This window comes from Priestia aryabhattai, assembly GCF_023715685.1.
Taxonomy (GTDB): Bacteria; Bacillota; Bacilli; order Bacillales; family Bacillaceae_H; genus Priestia; species Priestia aryabhattai_B.
Genome location: NZ_JAMBOQ010000003.1, coordinates 986,417 through 1,001,509, shown reverse-complemented (window position 1 = coordinate 1,001,509; position 15,093 = coordinate 986,417). Strand labels below are relative to the sequence as shown.

Genomic DNA, 15,093 nt, shown 5'->3' with positions numbered 1-15,093 from the left:
CAACGCACATAATTTTTCACTTATTCCAACCCCTTCGGCTGTTATTTCTTTACTTATATATAAGTCAAACTCCACTCACTGTAAGGTAAAGTTTTCACAGGGTTAAGTGGAGTATATATATAACTATTTGAAGCTGGACTATAACTATAAAAACTCTATTTCTTTAGTAAATTAACCTTTTTTAAAGTTAGCCTCTATCTGCTCTAATGACAGTCCTCTAGTCTCTGGTAAGAATTTCGCTACATATATTATTCCCACAATACCAAACACAGCGAATAGGAAAAATGTTGCTGACAGCCCGATTACATCCAGTAGAAGAGGGAAGAACAATCCTACTAAAAAGTTGCAAAGCCACAAAAATAATACAGCCAATCCCATACCAATACCACGTAAACGAACAGGGAAGATTTCAGCAAGTATGAGCCATGACATTGGGCCAATAGCTCCTTGGAAAAATGCTAAGTATACTACCGTCATTGATAATACTACATATGGCAGCACCGGAGATCCTGTAAGTATTAGAGCAGAAATGCCAATCGTGATAAGTGCGACCGTAACACCTATTAAACCTGTAAGCAACATGGGTCTTCTGTTCACTTTATTTAGTAGTGACATACCAACAATAACTGCTACAACGGCAATTAATCCGTTTGCTACGTTTGCAATTAATGCTGTTTTTGTACCAAAACCAGAATTTTCAAGAATTTGTGTTCCATAATACATAATAGAGTTGATACCCACTAGCTGTGATATAGAGCCAATAAAAATACCAAGAACCACAATCCGGCGAATCCAAGGTATCCTTAAATCTTTGAAACTCATTTTTTCTATTTTTTGCTCTTCTGAAATATGTGCTTTTATATCCTTTAATTCTTGTTGAGCGATACTCTCACTACGAATCTTTTGTAGAATCTTCAATGCGTCGGCCATTTTTCCTTTTGATGCTAACCATCGAGGACTTTCAGGTAAAATGAGTACTCCAATCCAAAGCGCCAAAGCTGGCAATGTCGCAATCACTAACATATAACGCCATGCATGTCCTGCATCTCCAAAAACATTACCAATAACTGCATTAAATATATAAGCAAGGAACTGTCCAGTAACAATCATCAATTCATTTTGTGTAACCAAAATGCCGCGCCTGTCTGTTGGTGCTATTTCAGCAAGATAGGAGGGGATGACCACAGAAGAACCGCCAACAGCAAGTCCCAACAGAAAACGGAAAACAACCATTATAGTTGTATTTGGCGCTATAACACAACCAACTGCGGAAAAGAAAAATAATATCGCAAGATACAAAATAACTTTCCTACGTCCTTTATTATCAGATAAGCGTCCACCAAATATCGAGCCAAAAGCCGCACCTAATACTAAAGAACTTGCTACTAAACCTTCAGTAAAAGGATTTAAGTTTAATTGGTCAGGACGAGCCATAAATGGAAGCGCGCCATTAATAACCCCTGTATCATATCCGAATAATAGCCCTCCAAACGTTGATACAATGGTGACTAATTTCAAAAACTTTTTTGATTCCTTTTCCTTTACCTGTTCCGTTTGGGCTGAGTACTCACTAGGCAATTTGAGATTTTCCACGTTAAATTCCCCCTTTATTAATTATATTTCTTCTAACAAAACCCTTATCCATAAAGCTACTTGCTAAATATAAATACAAGGAAATACCTCTCTTTTAAGAAATATGGATAATATATGCTCTCACATCTACATAAAAGCCTCTGTTTTACTTCACTAGTATATTTAAAGCGCTTTCATTATCTGCCCTTTGACCACACTTTAACCGCTCAAAGATTCATAAAAACTTCATCCAAAAAGTCAGAAATGCAATAGCGTTAGCTTAAATTCCAATATAGAATACAGTGTATAATTTTATTTCTACTTTTATTTTTTTAGATATGTGGTTAAGTTATCTAAAATAATGATTGCAAAGTTTAATTATGCTTTTCATCCTAATAATTGAGTGTATATGTTTAGAACGGAGAATTTTTTATTATATTTATAATATTCTGAATTTTAAAATCCAACTGTTGGTTGATTTTTAACACATCTGGTCAGAGAAACATTTATTCTTTGCTAATTCGTACATATCCAAACGACAGTTTGCTATACTTTTACTTAAATCTAGTACTTCCCTCAAAATCATCAGGAGTCTTTCCCTTCTACTATTTTAAATTCTTTAATTCACTATTTCCTTTAAAACACTAAAAAATTAAGGAAAGTTTTGACCTTTATTTTTCAATAATTTAATAACCGAAAATCTACATAATTCTTTATCTTATCCTTTTATTAAAAGCCGTGACATTAGCTGTCAAAACCAATTCCACGGCTTTGATTCACTATTTTGGTGCTTTTAATCGTCTTCAATCTCACCTAAATTTAAAGAGTTTTTCATACCAATGCAGCTTCTTTGTTACTCTCAAAATCTACCCATACGGATCCTTGATCTGCTGAGCGTACACAATTTTCGATCCAGCGAACGCCTTCTAGTCCTGCATTAATGTCTGGGTAAACAAGTGTATCTAACGTTTCTTGATCACCACGCATTTTTGCATCAATTGCAATTGCAAACTTCAGGTAAATATTTGACCATGACTCTGAAAGTCCTTCCTGGTGTAAAGCGCCTAAACGCTCATCCGCATTACAACTTTCATCTAAGTAAGGCATTGATCGAATCAACGTTTGGATTGGTTGCCCTTGCACTTCATATCGTAATTCATTCGGCTTGCTATCCCACCATTCTAAGCTTGCTTTTGAACCTACAATACGAATTCGATGACCATCCATACAACCCGCGTCAATAGAAGATGTCCACAGTCTACCTACCGCCCCATTTTCATAGTGCATTAAAACGTAAGCATTGTCCTCTAGAGGAGCACGACTGCCGATAAAGCTCTGGCGATCACACAATAACTTTTTAATTTTCATTTGTGGCATGATTAACTGTGACATATAGTACGTGTGTGTAGAAAGATCGCCTAACACATAACTTGGTCCTGCAATCTTAGGATCCACGCGCCACTTTTGCGCAGCATTCACTTTGTCTCCGTCATCAGTGGCATTAAATCCATGCGTATACTGTAATTCAACTACTCGTACATCGCCGATTTCTCCTTTTTCAACCATTGCTCTCATTTGAAGCAGCAGCTGATTACCAGAGAATCCATACGTTACCCCAACGATTTTCCCTTTTTCTTCAGCTAATGCTTTAATCTCTAGTACCTCATCACTTGTAAAAAACAAAGGCTTTTCACAAATTACATGTAAACCTGCGTGTAATGCCGCCTTACAAATTTCATAATGAGTACCATTAGGCGTAGCAATTGATACAACTTCAAGTCCATCTTTTCGCTTCGCTTCTTCTGCAAACATCGTTTCATAATTTGGATAACAACGTTCCTCAGAGACCCCAATGTTCACACCAAAGTCTTTTCCTCTAGCAGGATCAATATCGAATGCCCCAGCTACTAGGTGAAAAGCTGTGTTATCTCTAAGTGCCCCGATTCGATGCTTATAGCCAACCTGCCCTAGTCTTCCTCCACCAACCATACCCCATCGTAACGGTCTTGCAATTTTTTTCTCTCCATTTAACATAGTAAAATTCCTCTCTTTCACGTAGTATTTATTTTAGATAGCTCTGATTTCACTAAAAATAATTTTAATATTCAGAAATAAATAACTTCAAGTATCCAAGGCAATTCAGCTCTTTTACTTAAAAGCTAAGTGTTTGTTTTAATGCATGGATTGAAGTTCGAACCCCAGCTTCTACTGACATTGTTAAATCTTCCATTTCTAAAGAAACTTCTTCGTCATAACCCATCATCTTCACAACAGAGAAAAATTCTTTCCACCACTGCAAATCTTGACCACAGCCTACGGCTACGTAATTCCAAGCTCTATTTGCTACATCCGTCACTTCTTTTGTCTCCATTACTCCGTTCACTCCTGATAAATGTCGCTCAAGGCGCACGTCTTTTCCATGAACATGGTGAATGGCGCCTCCTAATTCTCTAGCTGATAAAATCGGGTCTGCGCCCATCCAGATCAAGTGGCTTGGGTCTAAATTTAATCCTACGATAGGTCCTACCGCATTACGCAGCTTAAATAATGTTTCAGGGTTATAGACTAATTGAGAGCTGAAGTTTTCAAGAGCAATTTTTTCAATACCGCAAGATTCAGCTTTCTTAACTAGCTCTTTCCAGTAAGGTATGGTTACTTCATTCCATTGATAATCTAAAATATCTTTTAACACTGGAGGCCAGCTTACAGTATAGGTAATCCAGTTTGGAACCTTATCTTCAGGACTTCCAGCTGGTAATCCACTCATCATAATTATTTTTTTTACACCTAACAATTTGGCTAGTTCGAATGTTTTATCTGTCACTTCTCGATGCTCTTTACCCAATTCACCTGGATCCAATGGATTTCCAGAACAATTTAATGCACAAAGTTTAATATTGCGTTTTTCCAATTCATTTAAGAAGTCAGCTCTTTTGTAATCGCTTTCTAAAAGTTCGTTTAGTCTCAAGTGAGGAGCTGGTGACCAACCTCCTGTGGTCATTTCGATCGTATCGATTCCCATCTCTGTTATCACATCTAACATTTCTTTAAAAGATAAATGTCCTAAACTGTCTGTTACATAAGATAATTTCATGATTTTCTCCTCCTAAAAAATCTGTCTAAAATCACTCATTAAGATTATAATTACAGGACAAACCTTTCCAACAATTTTTATTACTTTACAACTTTGTTTATAACTTAGCAATATCATTATTGGTTAACTAAACTTATCCATTTTTATAAGATAATCTTAATATATTGAAAAATAAGTGATTGGAAACGTTTTTTTATTTAATTGAGTATTCAATAAATTTCGTTTCTATAGTAATTAGTATAAAATATGAACTCTTAATCGTCTTTGTTTTAAGAGGACTACTTTTTATCTTTTAAGGACAACTTTATTGAACCATTACTAATTTTATTTAATAAAAATAACCCTTCTCTACTTTTTCATAAATGACTTTAAGTAGAGAAGAGTTGACTAATCTTTATATATAACTGTTTTTAACTTTGTATATAGAGCGCGAAAACGTCCTGGTGAACTATGCATTGAAGCGGTAAAAACACGTGTAAAGTAGTGAACGTCTGGAAACCCTGTTTCTTGCGCAATATCTCTAATAGATAAATCGGTAGTTTTGAGCAATGTAGCAGCTCTTTGAATCCTTTCATTTTGTACATACTCTGAGTAGCTTATACCTAATTCAGCTTTAAATAGCCGAGAGAGGTGTCGACTAGATAGGTGTAAATAAGTAGCTGTATCCGTAAGTTTAATAGAATTTGATAGATTATCTTTAATATATAATTTCGCAAGGGTAAGGATTAAAGAAGACTTTTTTTGAACAGTCTTCTGACTATGGTAATTCGAAGTCACAACAAAGTTTTGTATTAATGAAAGAATAAGGGAATGAGCTAAATTTGATAGTATCTCCTCCAAAAGAGCGCTTTCGCTTTTTGCTGCTTGAATTAAAAGTGACTTCCACATTAACGGTGCAGCTGCATCATCTTTTACATCTATCACTACTTCCGAACATTGTTTTGCCTCTTCAATTATTGTTACCCACTTTTCACTTGAATCTGATTCAATTAGTTCAAACCCCACATATAAGAGAAAAAATCCGGTGTCGCTTTTTATTTGGTGTAAAACATCGGGTCTAGAAAGGAACATTGTATTTTCTTTTATTTGATATGTACATCCCTGGTCTATATAAGTTCCTTCTCCTTCTAAAACGTAACACACCTCAAAGAATGAATGTTTATGAAGTGAATTATTGTAATGCTGTGGCATGACTCCCCAATAGTGAATATAAAAAGATACTCCATTGCTTTCTGTACGTTGAATATATTCATTTAAAGTGATTTTCCCTGAGACAAACTTATCCAACAAAACGCCCTCCCCTTTATAAAATCAGAAAATTTATTCATTAATTATTAATACACACTATAATTTAAATGAAAAAATTTGTCTATAAAGACTCTAAATGAAAGTAAGGAGCGATAAAATAATAAATTGAAGAAGGATTAAATAAAAAGCTAAGTAGAAGCCTTTTAATTTGTGTAAGTTATTGTATGGGATCTGGGGGGAAATTAATTTTTTATAATTCCAGAGAAATTCCCTTTTAAAACTTCTTTCTCGTTTTGATTTTGACATGTAAAAGAAGCGGTAATAAGAGTTCGTTCACCTTGCTTTTCGAATTGTTCAATTGTGACTTCACAACAAATAGTATCAGTCGTAAAGACTGGTCTTAAAAATTCAAAAGTCATTTTACGAGCTAGTACGCTGTGATCACCGCCTATTTTTGTTGGTAATGTAGCCGTTAACAATCCTTGAATGACAAGTCTCCCCTGTTCATCAGGTGTAACGTGGTGAGATCCTTTATCACCTGAAACCTTTATAAACAGTTCAACATCTTCCGCTGTGAAAGTCCGTTCAAATGTAATAATTATCTCCTACCTTTAAAGACATTTTTATTCCCCCTTTATTTTAAACCCATTTACCTTTTCTAAAAACTTAGTATTGAAAAGTCCTTTTCAATTCAAGTGTGACATATACTCAAAGGCTGTTGTTCCATATACGCTTTTAAAGTGTTTATTTAAATGAGTTAAATCAACAAAACCACACTCAGCCACTGCTGCATAGACATCTCTATTCTTCTCTATTAACTGTTTTGCACGTTCTATTTTACAGTTAAGAAAATATTGGTATGGTGAACTGCCAGTCTGAGACTTAAATATTCGTATAAACTGAAATTTTGATAAATCAAGTTCTTTACATATTTCATCAAGTTTAAGTACATTTTCTAAATTGTTATGAAGGATATCCTTTGCTTTTTTAATTAGAGCGTTATCTTTCTTAAAACCATTAGAAAGATCAGTTTGGATAAGGCTTTCTGTCAAAGATAAAAGTAGTTCATTGCACAAAGCCTCATCCTGTTTGTTTAATATTGCATGAGCAAGACGTAGTATTCTTTGTTCAAGTCTATAATTATATACAATAGGATCTGAAAAACGTACAATCTCCTTTTTCTCAATAACCTCTAATAGCAATTCTGGCTCAATATACAGCATTACATAATCAAGTCCTGTCTTATCATGTGCCATTCCATCATGTGCTTGTTCTGGATTAAAAAGCATAACACCATTTTGGTAGGACAAGTGTAAACTGCCGTCTAAATTATAATGTTGAATCCCACGTAAGGTAACTCCTATTGCATACTCTTTGTGAGAGTGTTTTTTATACGTGAAATCAGTAAGACTTGCTGATAAAGCCGTAATACTTGCCGATTTTTTATAGATAAATTTGTCCATTTCATTCACCTCTAAAGTAGCTTGCCTACACCCATACCATGATTGCAGCATAAACTAAAAACAATGCCATCAATACATTCACAATCTTTTTGTGCTTCTGTAAAAAATTCTTGAAGATGGCACCAAAAAGTACCCATGTGATAAATGCTAAGAATCCAATAACAGTTACAACAATAACGCCTACCGTAACCGCAGACACTGAGACATAATAAGGCATAATGTAGGTAGGAATAACGGTTATTGTAAATAGTACGACTTTTGGATTTAAAAACTGTGTAAGAAACCCAGACATAAAAGTACCCGTTTGGTTTACAGTTGGTTTTGATGAATCCATTTTATAAACTTGATAAGCAAGATACAACATATAAAAGCTTCCAACTACCTGCATAACCATTAAAATTTTGGGTATTAGTGTGGCCAATATCGTATTTAACACGGAAGAAATAGCAAGTAAGCAAGCAAAAGCAATCGTTGCTCCATACGTATATTCCATTGCCTTTTTTGTCCCAGAATTATGTACAGTTGATAAAATAACTATATTAGTAGGTCCTGGTGTAAATGTAACAATAAAACAGTAAAATACAAAAGATGTAATATTCATGAGGTAAACTCCTTTCAAGATATCCTCATATAATCGTACATCTGAACATTCAATGGTATATAGTATATTATTGCGGGATTATATAAAGTTGCAGTTTTATCTTGGCTACCTCTGTATCATACAACTATGAATTAGGAAAAATCTTATTTCACACTATTTTATATGAGCTGTAGTATATACATAAAAAAGATGTTTTTCATGCAAGAGTTCTATTCTCAATTGTAAACAAAACACTGATGCATCAACAATGTATAAAACCGTGTGTAAACGATAAAATTGGAAAGAGTGATTATGTTAACTAAATATGTATAGCGTATACAGTCTAAAAAGAGAAAAAACAACTGAGTCCGACCAGTTGTTTTTTCTGCTACATTTATTTGATTAAAGGATTGAAACCTTACAGCTTCTTGAGTAGTTTACTCAATATATAAGGATTCACTCATTTTTCTTTTGCAATCTCTTTTCTGTTAGGAGCAAGTGGTGGCTGTTCTACCCATTTATTTTTCACCATAATATCAAACCATTTTTTTGTTACCATTAAATTCTTTAGAATAATCCTTTCATAAGTAGCTACAAGATCTGTTCGCATGGCTGATGCTAAACCTGTTCCATGATACGCTTGTGAAGTTTGGAATAAGAAACCAATATGATACATCATTAATTTATCAGAAAAAGGAGAGTCTGTTGAAATTGTTACTTCTGTCTCCCACGATTTAGGAATTGGTAAATTATCTGCGTGCATGATTTTTGAAAAGGATTGTATTTGATCATCAGCTGTTTTCTCCGAATCCTCTAAAAATTTCCTTACTTCTTTTGTTTGAGAGACCTGACTAAATCCAATAGAAAGGGTTTTAGCCATAATACTTTTTTTAAGGTTGAAAGAAATACTTATGATTTCTATTGCCGTTAAACGTCTGCCTTTTCCGAAAAAACCATCCGTAAAATCCTGGCTAGAAATATATTCAGGATTTGTAGCAGGATAAAAATAAGGGTCCCTCTGAAAATCCCCTTTTTCAAGTAATAATTCAATCGTTTGATGATACATCCTTTTTGCATCATTATCACATGAATCGTAGAAGTGGCGTAAGTCTTCTCTGACAGAAACACCCAATGAGGTTATATGTCCTAGCAAGCCATGTAACGTCATGATATGTAAATAATTTAAGCAGAATATGTCCGTGAACAACCTCTTGGTACCTTTATTAAGATCAGACTCAGTAAATCCAATTGGGACTGGAAACCCTTCGTTTTCTATAAAAGCTACAATTTGTTTTTTTTGTTTTGCGAAGGTCTTGATAGCATCTTCAAAAATGGCCTTTATTGACTCATCTTCAATAATAGAGAACATATATCTATTTACTATATCTATCATCGTTCCGTTTACATACTCTCCCCATAGTGTTCCTATTTCGGAAGATGTAAGCTTTAATTTATTCTTATCCAAATTATCACCTCTTGGATAAGATTTCCCAATTCATTAATAGATATGAATTCTTTCTTCATAAAAAAAGCTTTTAGCATGTAATTTTCGACAAAATCCATTATGTTAACTAAACATGTATACGATATACAGTTAAAAAAAGAAGAAATCACTGGGAACTAGCAGTGGTTTCTTCTAGTGCACACTATGTTTTTATTGATGAACCTACTCATCTTGTGTAGTTTCCTCACTATATAAGAAAATATTCATGTTGGGCAAGGTATATAATACTAGTCCATACTATTTTCTTAAGTTTTGGACAATCCTGTTAAAAGATTATCTTAGTGAGAGGAGAAGAAAGAAAATATTAGTAAATATTATTATGGGATTTATTGTACCTTGGATTTTTGGTTTCATATTATACAAGAAAGAACCTATAATCGTTCTTTTAATTGTACCAATAGGAATGACAGTAGCTTTTATACTAAATGATTGGGGAAGTAATTACTTTTGGCAATTCAAACCGACTTTTAGAGATCTAAGTTTATCAGCACTCCCTTTAAATATTGGTTTCTATCCTGTCTTATCTTCTTTTTTAATTTATTTTAAGATAAAAAAGAAGATTAATACGATTATCCTTTTACTTTGTTTTGCTCTCTTTACTACAAGTTTTGAAGGCATCGGTTTAGTCTTAGGAAAAGTAGAATATTTCAATGGATGGAATATTCTAGGTACTTTTATCAGTTATTTAATAGCGTATTTTATTATTTATGGCTATTATCGAAGTTTAGTAAAACATCATGTTTTAAAGGATTAAGCTTTTCTGTATACAAATGTAAAGGCTTCATATTTATTTGAGGCCTTTTTTGTTTTATTTCCGATAAAATTCATTATGGTAAATAACTTTGTATATCATATACAGTGTAGAAACAGAAAAAGACCCTCTCTTCCTAGTCAAAAGAGATGGTCTTCTCCTATTCGTTGAATTGTAGTCGTAAATGACTCTATCACAGCGTCTTGTGTAGTTTGTTCTAAATATACAAGATTATTCTTTCTTCTTAGCCAGTTGTTCTTTGTCTTTTGTTCCAGGTGGTTGCTCAAGCCATTTATGATGGATCATGATATCAGCCCCATCTTTTGCATATTGTCCGATTTCAAGAGATAGCCTTTCATAATTGACAACGAGATCACTTCGTTGACTTGCAGCTGCTGCGGTTGCATAGTTACCCGTTCCTGCTGCACTTAATAAAGCCATTTGAAACATCGCTAGTCGATCAGAAAAGACGGGTGTAGTTAAGTCACTAATAGCAATATCATGTGGAACCGGGGGCTGAATATGATTATCGAGAAGTGCTTGTGCAAAAATCTGTACATGCTTTTCTGAAATTTCGGCCCCTCTTAACATCCATTTTTGAATCTTTTCTCGTTGAGATGTCTGAGCAAAGCCAAGGGATAGCTTACTGCCTATGATATTCGTTTGGATATTCATATATAAATGTGATATTTCTATTGCATTCAAGGGGCGTTCTTTACTAAAAACAGAAAATCCACTGAGATAACTTTTACTGTCTACCGTATCTGTTTGGGTAGGATAAGCAATATAAGGAGCACGAACGAATAGTCCTTTTGAAAGAGCTATATCTGAACTTTTATCGTATAAATTAGAGGCTTCTTCAAGTCCTTTTTTAAAATATAACCGTATATCTTTTCGAGCACTCATTGAAAGAAATCCACTAAATGCTAGCATTCCTACTTTTGCCATGTGATTGATATATGTAAGGATAAATGTATCTGTGTAGAGACGGCCAGCATCCCTATTCACATCATGTTCATCTGTAAACCCTATTGGTAGAGAAATTTTTTCCTCTTGAAATAAAACATGAAGTTTTTCTACATGAGTAGCTGAAAAATCATAAGCCATTTGAACAATCGATTTAATTTCTTTATCTTCGATATGTTTTAAGAAATAACCGAGTACACATTTGGACATACTATCATTCATATAGCCAGTCCACGTACAGGCTATTTCAGCTGAAGTGAGTTTGGTGTGATGTTCCATCATGGGCAGTTTCCTCCAATTGATATTTTAGGTTGTCACTATATCATTTGCAGAAAACTGCTCTTTTTATGCTTTTTAGCAATATGTTTACTCTTACTTAGGGTTTTTTAATCGTTTTATACATTGAAATGAGTTTATTTTGGAATTTATAACTTCCGGTGAACTCCATTATGTTAACAATAATTGGACATGAGCTTCTTTTTTTCGAGAGATAAAAAAGGAATAATTTAGGTGGATAAATCAAATACTTAAGATAAAGACATATAATCAGGAGGCATCGATGGTTAAGCATAATGTAAGATTATCCAGTCCAGAAATTGGCGGTTTATGGGGAGTTTATATTCAAGAAACCATGTCTGTTTGCTTGTTAAACTATTTTCTTCACCATCTAAAAGATAATGAAATAAAGCCTATTTTGCAAAAATCTTTACATATCTCTCAAACACATATAACACAAATTAAAGATATTTTTTCTAAGGAGAACATCCCTTTACCAGATGGATTTACGGAAGAGGATATTAAATTATCGGCTCGTCCCCTTTTTTATGACCTTTTTGCTCTGAGCTTTGTCTACTCAATGAGCCGTATGGGAATGGCTAACTTGGGGTTTGTGACTTCGACTGTTGCTCGATCAGATGTTCTGGCTTTTTTCACAAATGCTTTAAATCAAGCTACGGAGCTCTATGCAGAATCCACTACTTTAATGTTATCTAAAGGCATTTATGATAGACCTCCCATGATTACCTATCCTGAAAAGGTCGAATACGTAAAAAAACAATCTTATATAGTAGCAGCTGTAGGGAAAAAAAGACCTTTGAATGCTATCGAGCTTACTGAAATGTTCTTTAATATTGAGCGTAACTATTTTTCTGTTTTACTCTGTATAGGTTTATTACAAGTGGTTAAGGATAAAGAAATCAAAAATTATATAAGAAATGGGATGGAAATATCAGAAAAACAGATTAATTTCTTTAATGATCTTTTAAAAAAAGAAGACCTTCTCGGTACTGTTCCTGTTAGCATGGAAGTGACGAATTCAACCGTTTCTCCTTTTTCCGATAAGCTAATTGTTGCACTTTTTCATTTTTTAAATTCTATTGATGTCACACTTATTGGACATGCTTTGTCTCTATCTATGAGGTTGGATTTAGCTACTTACTATAGTAAATTGATCGGAGAAATATTAATTTATGCTGAAAAGGGATTCAATATTATGGTAGAACGACAATGGTTAGAGCAACCGCCTCAAGCACCAAATAGAAAGGAATTAAAGGGAACATAACTTACTAAAAGCAAACAATGATCCCAAAATCCGTTATTTGATGACCATTCAGAAAAATGTGATTTATAAACTGAAAAAGCCCTTGATAAAGGGGCTTTTTAGCATGATACTGCCGATAATTTTCATTATGGTAACTAAAGCTGTATATCTTATACAGTAGGAAAACAAATGTTTAAACGAAATATTGATAATTATTCACATTTATAATCTGTATACAAAGAAAAAACTCCTAACCATGGAGTTTTTTCTGTTTATTTAAGTTAAAATACTTGTCTTGTTAGATTAGACAGATTTAAATTCAAAATCCTTAACTTTAGCATCTGGCCTTAGCACTTTTTCTTCATCAAACTTTGCTAATGGTTCCCCATTTTTGACTTTATTGACCCAATCATGGTTAGCAAGGGCTCCTTTACCTAAGGTAATTATATCTGCTTCCCCTTTTCCAACGATTTCTCCCGCCTTGGCAGGGTCTTCTAAATGTCCGTTGGCTATCACATAAACTTTCCCATACTTTTTGGCAAGAGCCGCAAGCGATAATCCTCCGTTATCCAAGGCTGAATTAGTTACAAAGGTGGCGTCAACTTTTTGAAATGCCGGTTTCCATGCTTCGTACTCCGTAACATGGATAAAGTCAAGACCTGCGCGCCCTAACTGACCAAAGATGATTTCAGCATCTTTTTCTTTCCCTGCCCACTTGTGATTATAATCATTTACCTTTCCTTGGGAAATCCGCATACCAATAGTAAAGTGCTCTCCAACAGCCTCCCGAACTGCTTTAGAAACTTCAACCAATAACCGCACTCGGTTTTCAGTAGAACCACCGTATTCATCTGTGCGTTTATTGGTATAATCAGTAAGAAATTGGTCAAGGAGGTAGCCATTGGCTCCATGAATTTCAACTCCATCAAAACCAGCAGTTTTTGCACGTTTAGCCGTATTAACAAACCCTTTTATCACTTCCTTGATTTCTTCTTTTGTTGCTTCTCTTGGAGCCCCATACAGGCCTTCCCCTTCATAAAGTTCCATTTTCTCCCCTTTTGGCTGAACAACAGAAGGACCGATTGTTTCTTGGACAAAACGATTCCCTTGTGAAAGGGCTCCCGCATGCATTATTTGTGCAAATATTTTAGCCCCTTCTTGATGGACAGATTCCACCACTTTCTTCCATGCTTGTGCTTGTTCCTCATCAACAAGACCTGGATTATTAAAATATCCTTGACTATATTTATCATCAGTATAAATTGCTTCGGTAATAATCAATCCAAATCCTCCACGAGCAAATGATGTGTAGTATGATACCATCTGATTGGTTGCCACCCCTTCAAAAGTTGCACTTGTGCGTGCCATCGGGGCAACCCCTATCCTGTTATCTAGTGTTATATTGCCTAATGTCATATTTTCAAATAAAAGTTTTGTATCCGTCATTGTTAAAACTCCTTTCTTTTTTAGCGATTTTTATAGTTTGAAATATTCTCTGTAATGTACCCCATTTTCAATCTCGATCTCATATCTAAGTCTGGTTTGTCTTTTATAAAGCTCATCAGACAAATCGTTAAATTCCTCTTCTGTAATATCCTCGTTTATTAAATCTTTAAATAACTTATCTAGATGTTGAGTTACTTCTTGAAGTTCTCGTTCTTTCAACAGAATTCACCTTTCAAATGTTATTTTATTCTCATTCTATTTCTTTTTCCTGCCTCTCATTTTGCTTCTACCATATGAATGGAAAAGCCCTTGAGGATCTTTTTTAAGTATCTATTTGAGCAATCTAGTTTCTCTTCTCATTTTCCAAAATATTCATCAATTCGTCTATACGACCTTTATACTGTATTTTTGTTCCTCCAATTCCGTCTTGTTTCACCTTTTGTGTTTGCACAGATGAAACAAATTAGTTAGATAATTAATAAACTTATTACAAAAATATAGAACATTATTATTTGTAACAGCAATATATTTTGGCGTTTCTGTTACATTGATTCATTGAGGGTACAATATATTATCGATAGATAAGGCTCGTGGAAAGGAAATAGAACGCGATGGGTTTCAAAATATGCTTAAAGCAATGAGAGATGGCGACACACTGTACATTAAACCAATTGATCATCTAGGGCGAAACAAGAGAGAACAACCATTTTAAAGCTTCAGCGAGAAGGCATAAATGTTACTAAATCTAAAGGGAACCACCTTGGTTGCTCTATCGTTACTTCTCCCAACGAGTAAGGTAGGCTGTATAAAGAATGGACGTCTAGAAAAATGACTGCTTTATCATTTATGAATCAAGCAGGAATGAAAAAGGCGACATTTTACAAGGAGGTAAAAGCTTACGAGGCAAGGAAATAACTTCTTCTTGCCTC

The 15,093-nt window shown here is 34.3% G+C and carries 13 protein-coding genes and 1 pseudogene; 3 read left to right on the top strand and 11 right to left on the bottom strand.

Translation table 11 applies throughout. The features are described from left to right. Positions 1 to 171: 171 nt before the first annotated feature. The 8 genes and pseudogenes from M3225_RS18220 to M3225_RS18185 all read right to left on the bottom strand — a co-directional run bounded on the left by M3225_RS18220 (position 172) and on the right by M3225_RS18185 (position 9,422). On the bottom strand, positions 172 to 1,593 hold the full coding sequence (locus M3225_RS18220) for a sugar porter family MFS transporter (protein WP_374109835.1): 1,422 nt from the start codon (positions 1,591 to 1,593) through the stop codon (positions 172 to 174). A gap of 810 nt (positions 1,594 to 2,403) precedes the next feature. Further along, positions 2,404 to 3,606, bottom strand: a complete 1,203-nt coding sequence (locus M3225_RS18215) for a Gfo/Idh/MocA family protein (protein ID WP_251395948.1) — start codon at positions 3,604 to 3,606, stop codon at positions 2,404 to 2,406. A gap of 118 nt (positions 3,607 to 3,724) precedes the next feature. Beyond that, positions 3,725 to 4,666: a sugar phosphate isomerase/epimerase family protein gene (locus M3225_RS18210; protein WP_251395946.1), complete on the bottom strand. Its 942-nt coding sequence runs from the start codon at positions 4,664 to 4,666 to the stop codon at positions 3,725 to 3,727. Between the two features lie 387 nt (positions 4,667 to 5,053). Then, positions 5,054 to 5,953 carry an AraC family transcriptional regulator gene (locus M3225_RS18205; protein ID WP_251395944.1) on the bottom strand — a complete coding sequence of 300 codons (900 nt, stop codon included), beginning with the start codon at positions 5,951 to 5,953 and terminating at the stop codon, positions 5,054 to 5,056. Positions 5,954 to 6,156: 203 nt separating this feature from the next. Beyond that, positions 6,157 to 6,535, bottom strand: a pseudogene (locus M3225_RS18200) (enoyl-CoA hydratase). A 65-nt stretch (positions 6,536 to 6,600) separates the two neighbouring features. Continuing rightward, the gene (locus M3225_RS18195) at positions 6,601 to 7,377 is read right to left on the bottom strand and encodes an AraC family transcriptional regulator (RefSeq protein WP_251395942.1); all 777 of its coding nucleotides are present in this window, start codon (positions 7,375 to 7,377) and stop codon (positions 6,601 to 6,603) included. A gap of 25 nt (positions 7,378 to 7,402) precedes the next feature. After that, entirely contained in the window at positions 7,403 to 7,978 is a 576-nt protein-coding gene (locus tag M3225_RS18190; protein WP_251395940.1) for a LysE family translocator, read from the bottom strand. Between the two features lie 439 nt (positions 7,979 to 8,417). Beyond that, positions 8,418 to 9,422: a DUF3231 family protein gene (locus tag M3225_RS18185; RefSeq protein ID WP_251395938.1), complete on the bottom strand. Its 1,005-nt coding sequence runs from the start codon at positions 9,420 to 9,422 to the stop codon at positions 8,418 to 8,420. A 244-nt stretch (positions 9,423 to 9,666) separates the two neighbouring features. Between M3225_RS18185 and M3225_RS18180 the strand changes: the two genes are divergently transcribed. Further along, the gene (locus tag M3225_RS18180) at positions 9,667 to 10,215 is read left to right on the top strand and encodes a hypothetical protein (protein ID WP_251395936.1); all 549 of its coding nucleotides are present in this window, start codon (positions 9,667 to 9,669) and stop codon (positions 10,213 to 10,215) included. A gap of 228 nt (positions 10,216 to 10,443) precedes the next feature. Here M3225_RS18180 and M3225_RS18175 read toward each other — a convergent pair whose 3' ends face one another. Then, positions 10,444 to 11,460 (bottom strand): DUF3231 family protein, encoded by a 1,017-nt coding sequence (locus tag M3225_RS18175; protein ID WP_251395934.1) that lies wholly within the window; start codon positions 11,458 to 11,460, stop codon positions 10,444 to 10,446. Between the two features lie 277 nt (positions 11,461 to 11,737). On the opposite strand from M3225_RS18175, the gene M3225_RS18170 reads away from it, so the two are divergent. Continuing rightward, positions 11,738 to 12,739, top strand: a complete 1,002-nt coding sequence (locus M3225_RS18170; RefSeq protein WP_251395932.1) for a DUF3231 family protein — start codon at positions 11,738 to 11,740, stop codon at positions 12,737 to 12,739. Between the two features lie 282 nt (positions 12,740 to 13,021). Here the strand turns inward: M3225_RS18170 and M3225_RS18165 are convergent, their stop codons facing one another. Next, complete coding sequence (locus M3225_RS18165; RefSeq protein ID WP_251395930.1) at positions 13,022 to 14,164, bottom strand: NADH:flavin oxidoreductase; 1,143 nt, start codon at positions 14,162 to 14,164, stop codon at positions 13,022 to 13,024. A 30-nt stretch (positions 14,165 to 14,194) separates the two neighbouring features. Beyond that, positions 14,195 to 14,383 carry a hypothetical protein gene (locus M3225_RS18160; RefSeq protein WP_251395928.1) on the bottom strand — a complete coding sequence of 63 codons (189 nt, stop codon included), beginning with the start codon at positions 14,381 to 14,383 and terminating at the stop codon, positions 14,195 to 14,197. Positions 14,384 to 14,789: 406 nt separating this feature from the next. Between M3225_RS18160 and M3225_RS18155 the strand changes: the two genes are divergently transcribed. After that, on the top strand, positions 14,790 to 14,876 hold the full coding sequence (locus M3225_RS18155) for a hypothetical protein (protein WP_251396141.1): 87 nt from the start codon (positions 14,790 to 14,792) through the stop codon (positions 14,874 to 14,876). Positions 14,877 to 15,093: the final 217 nt, after the last annotated feature.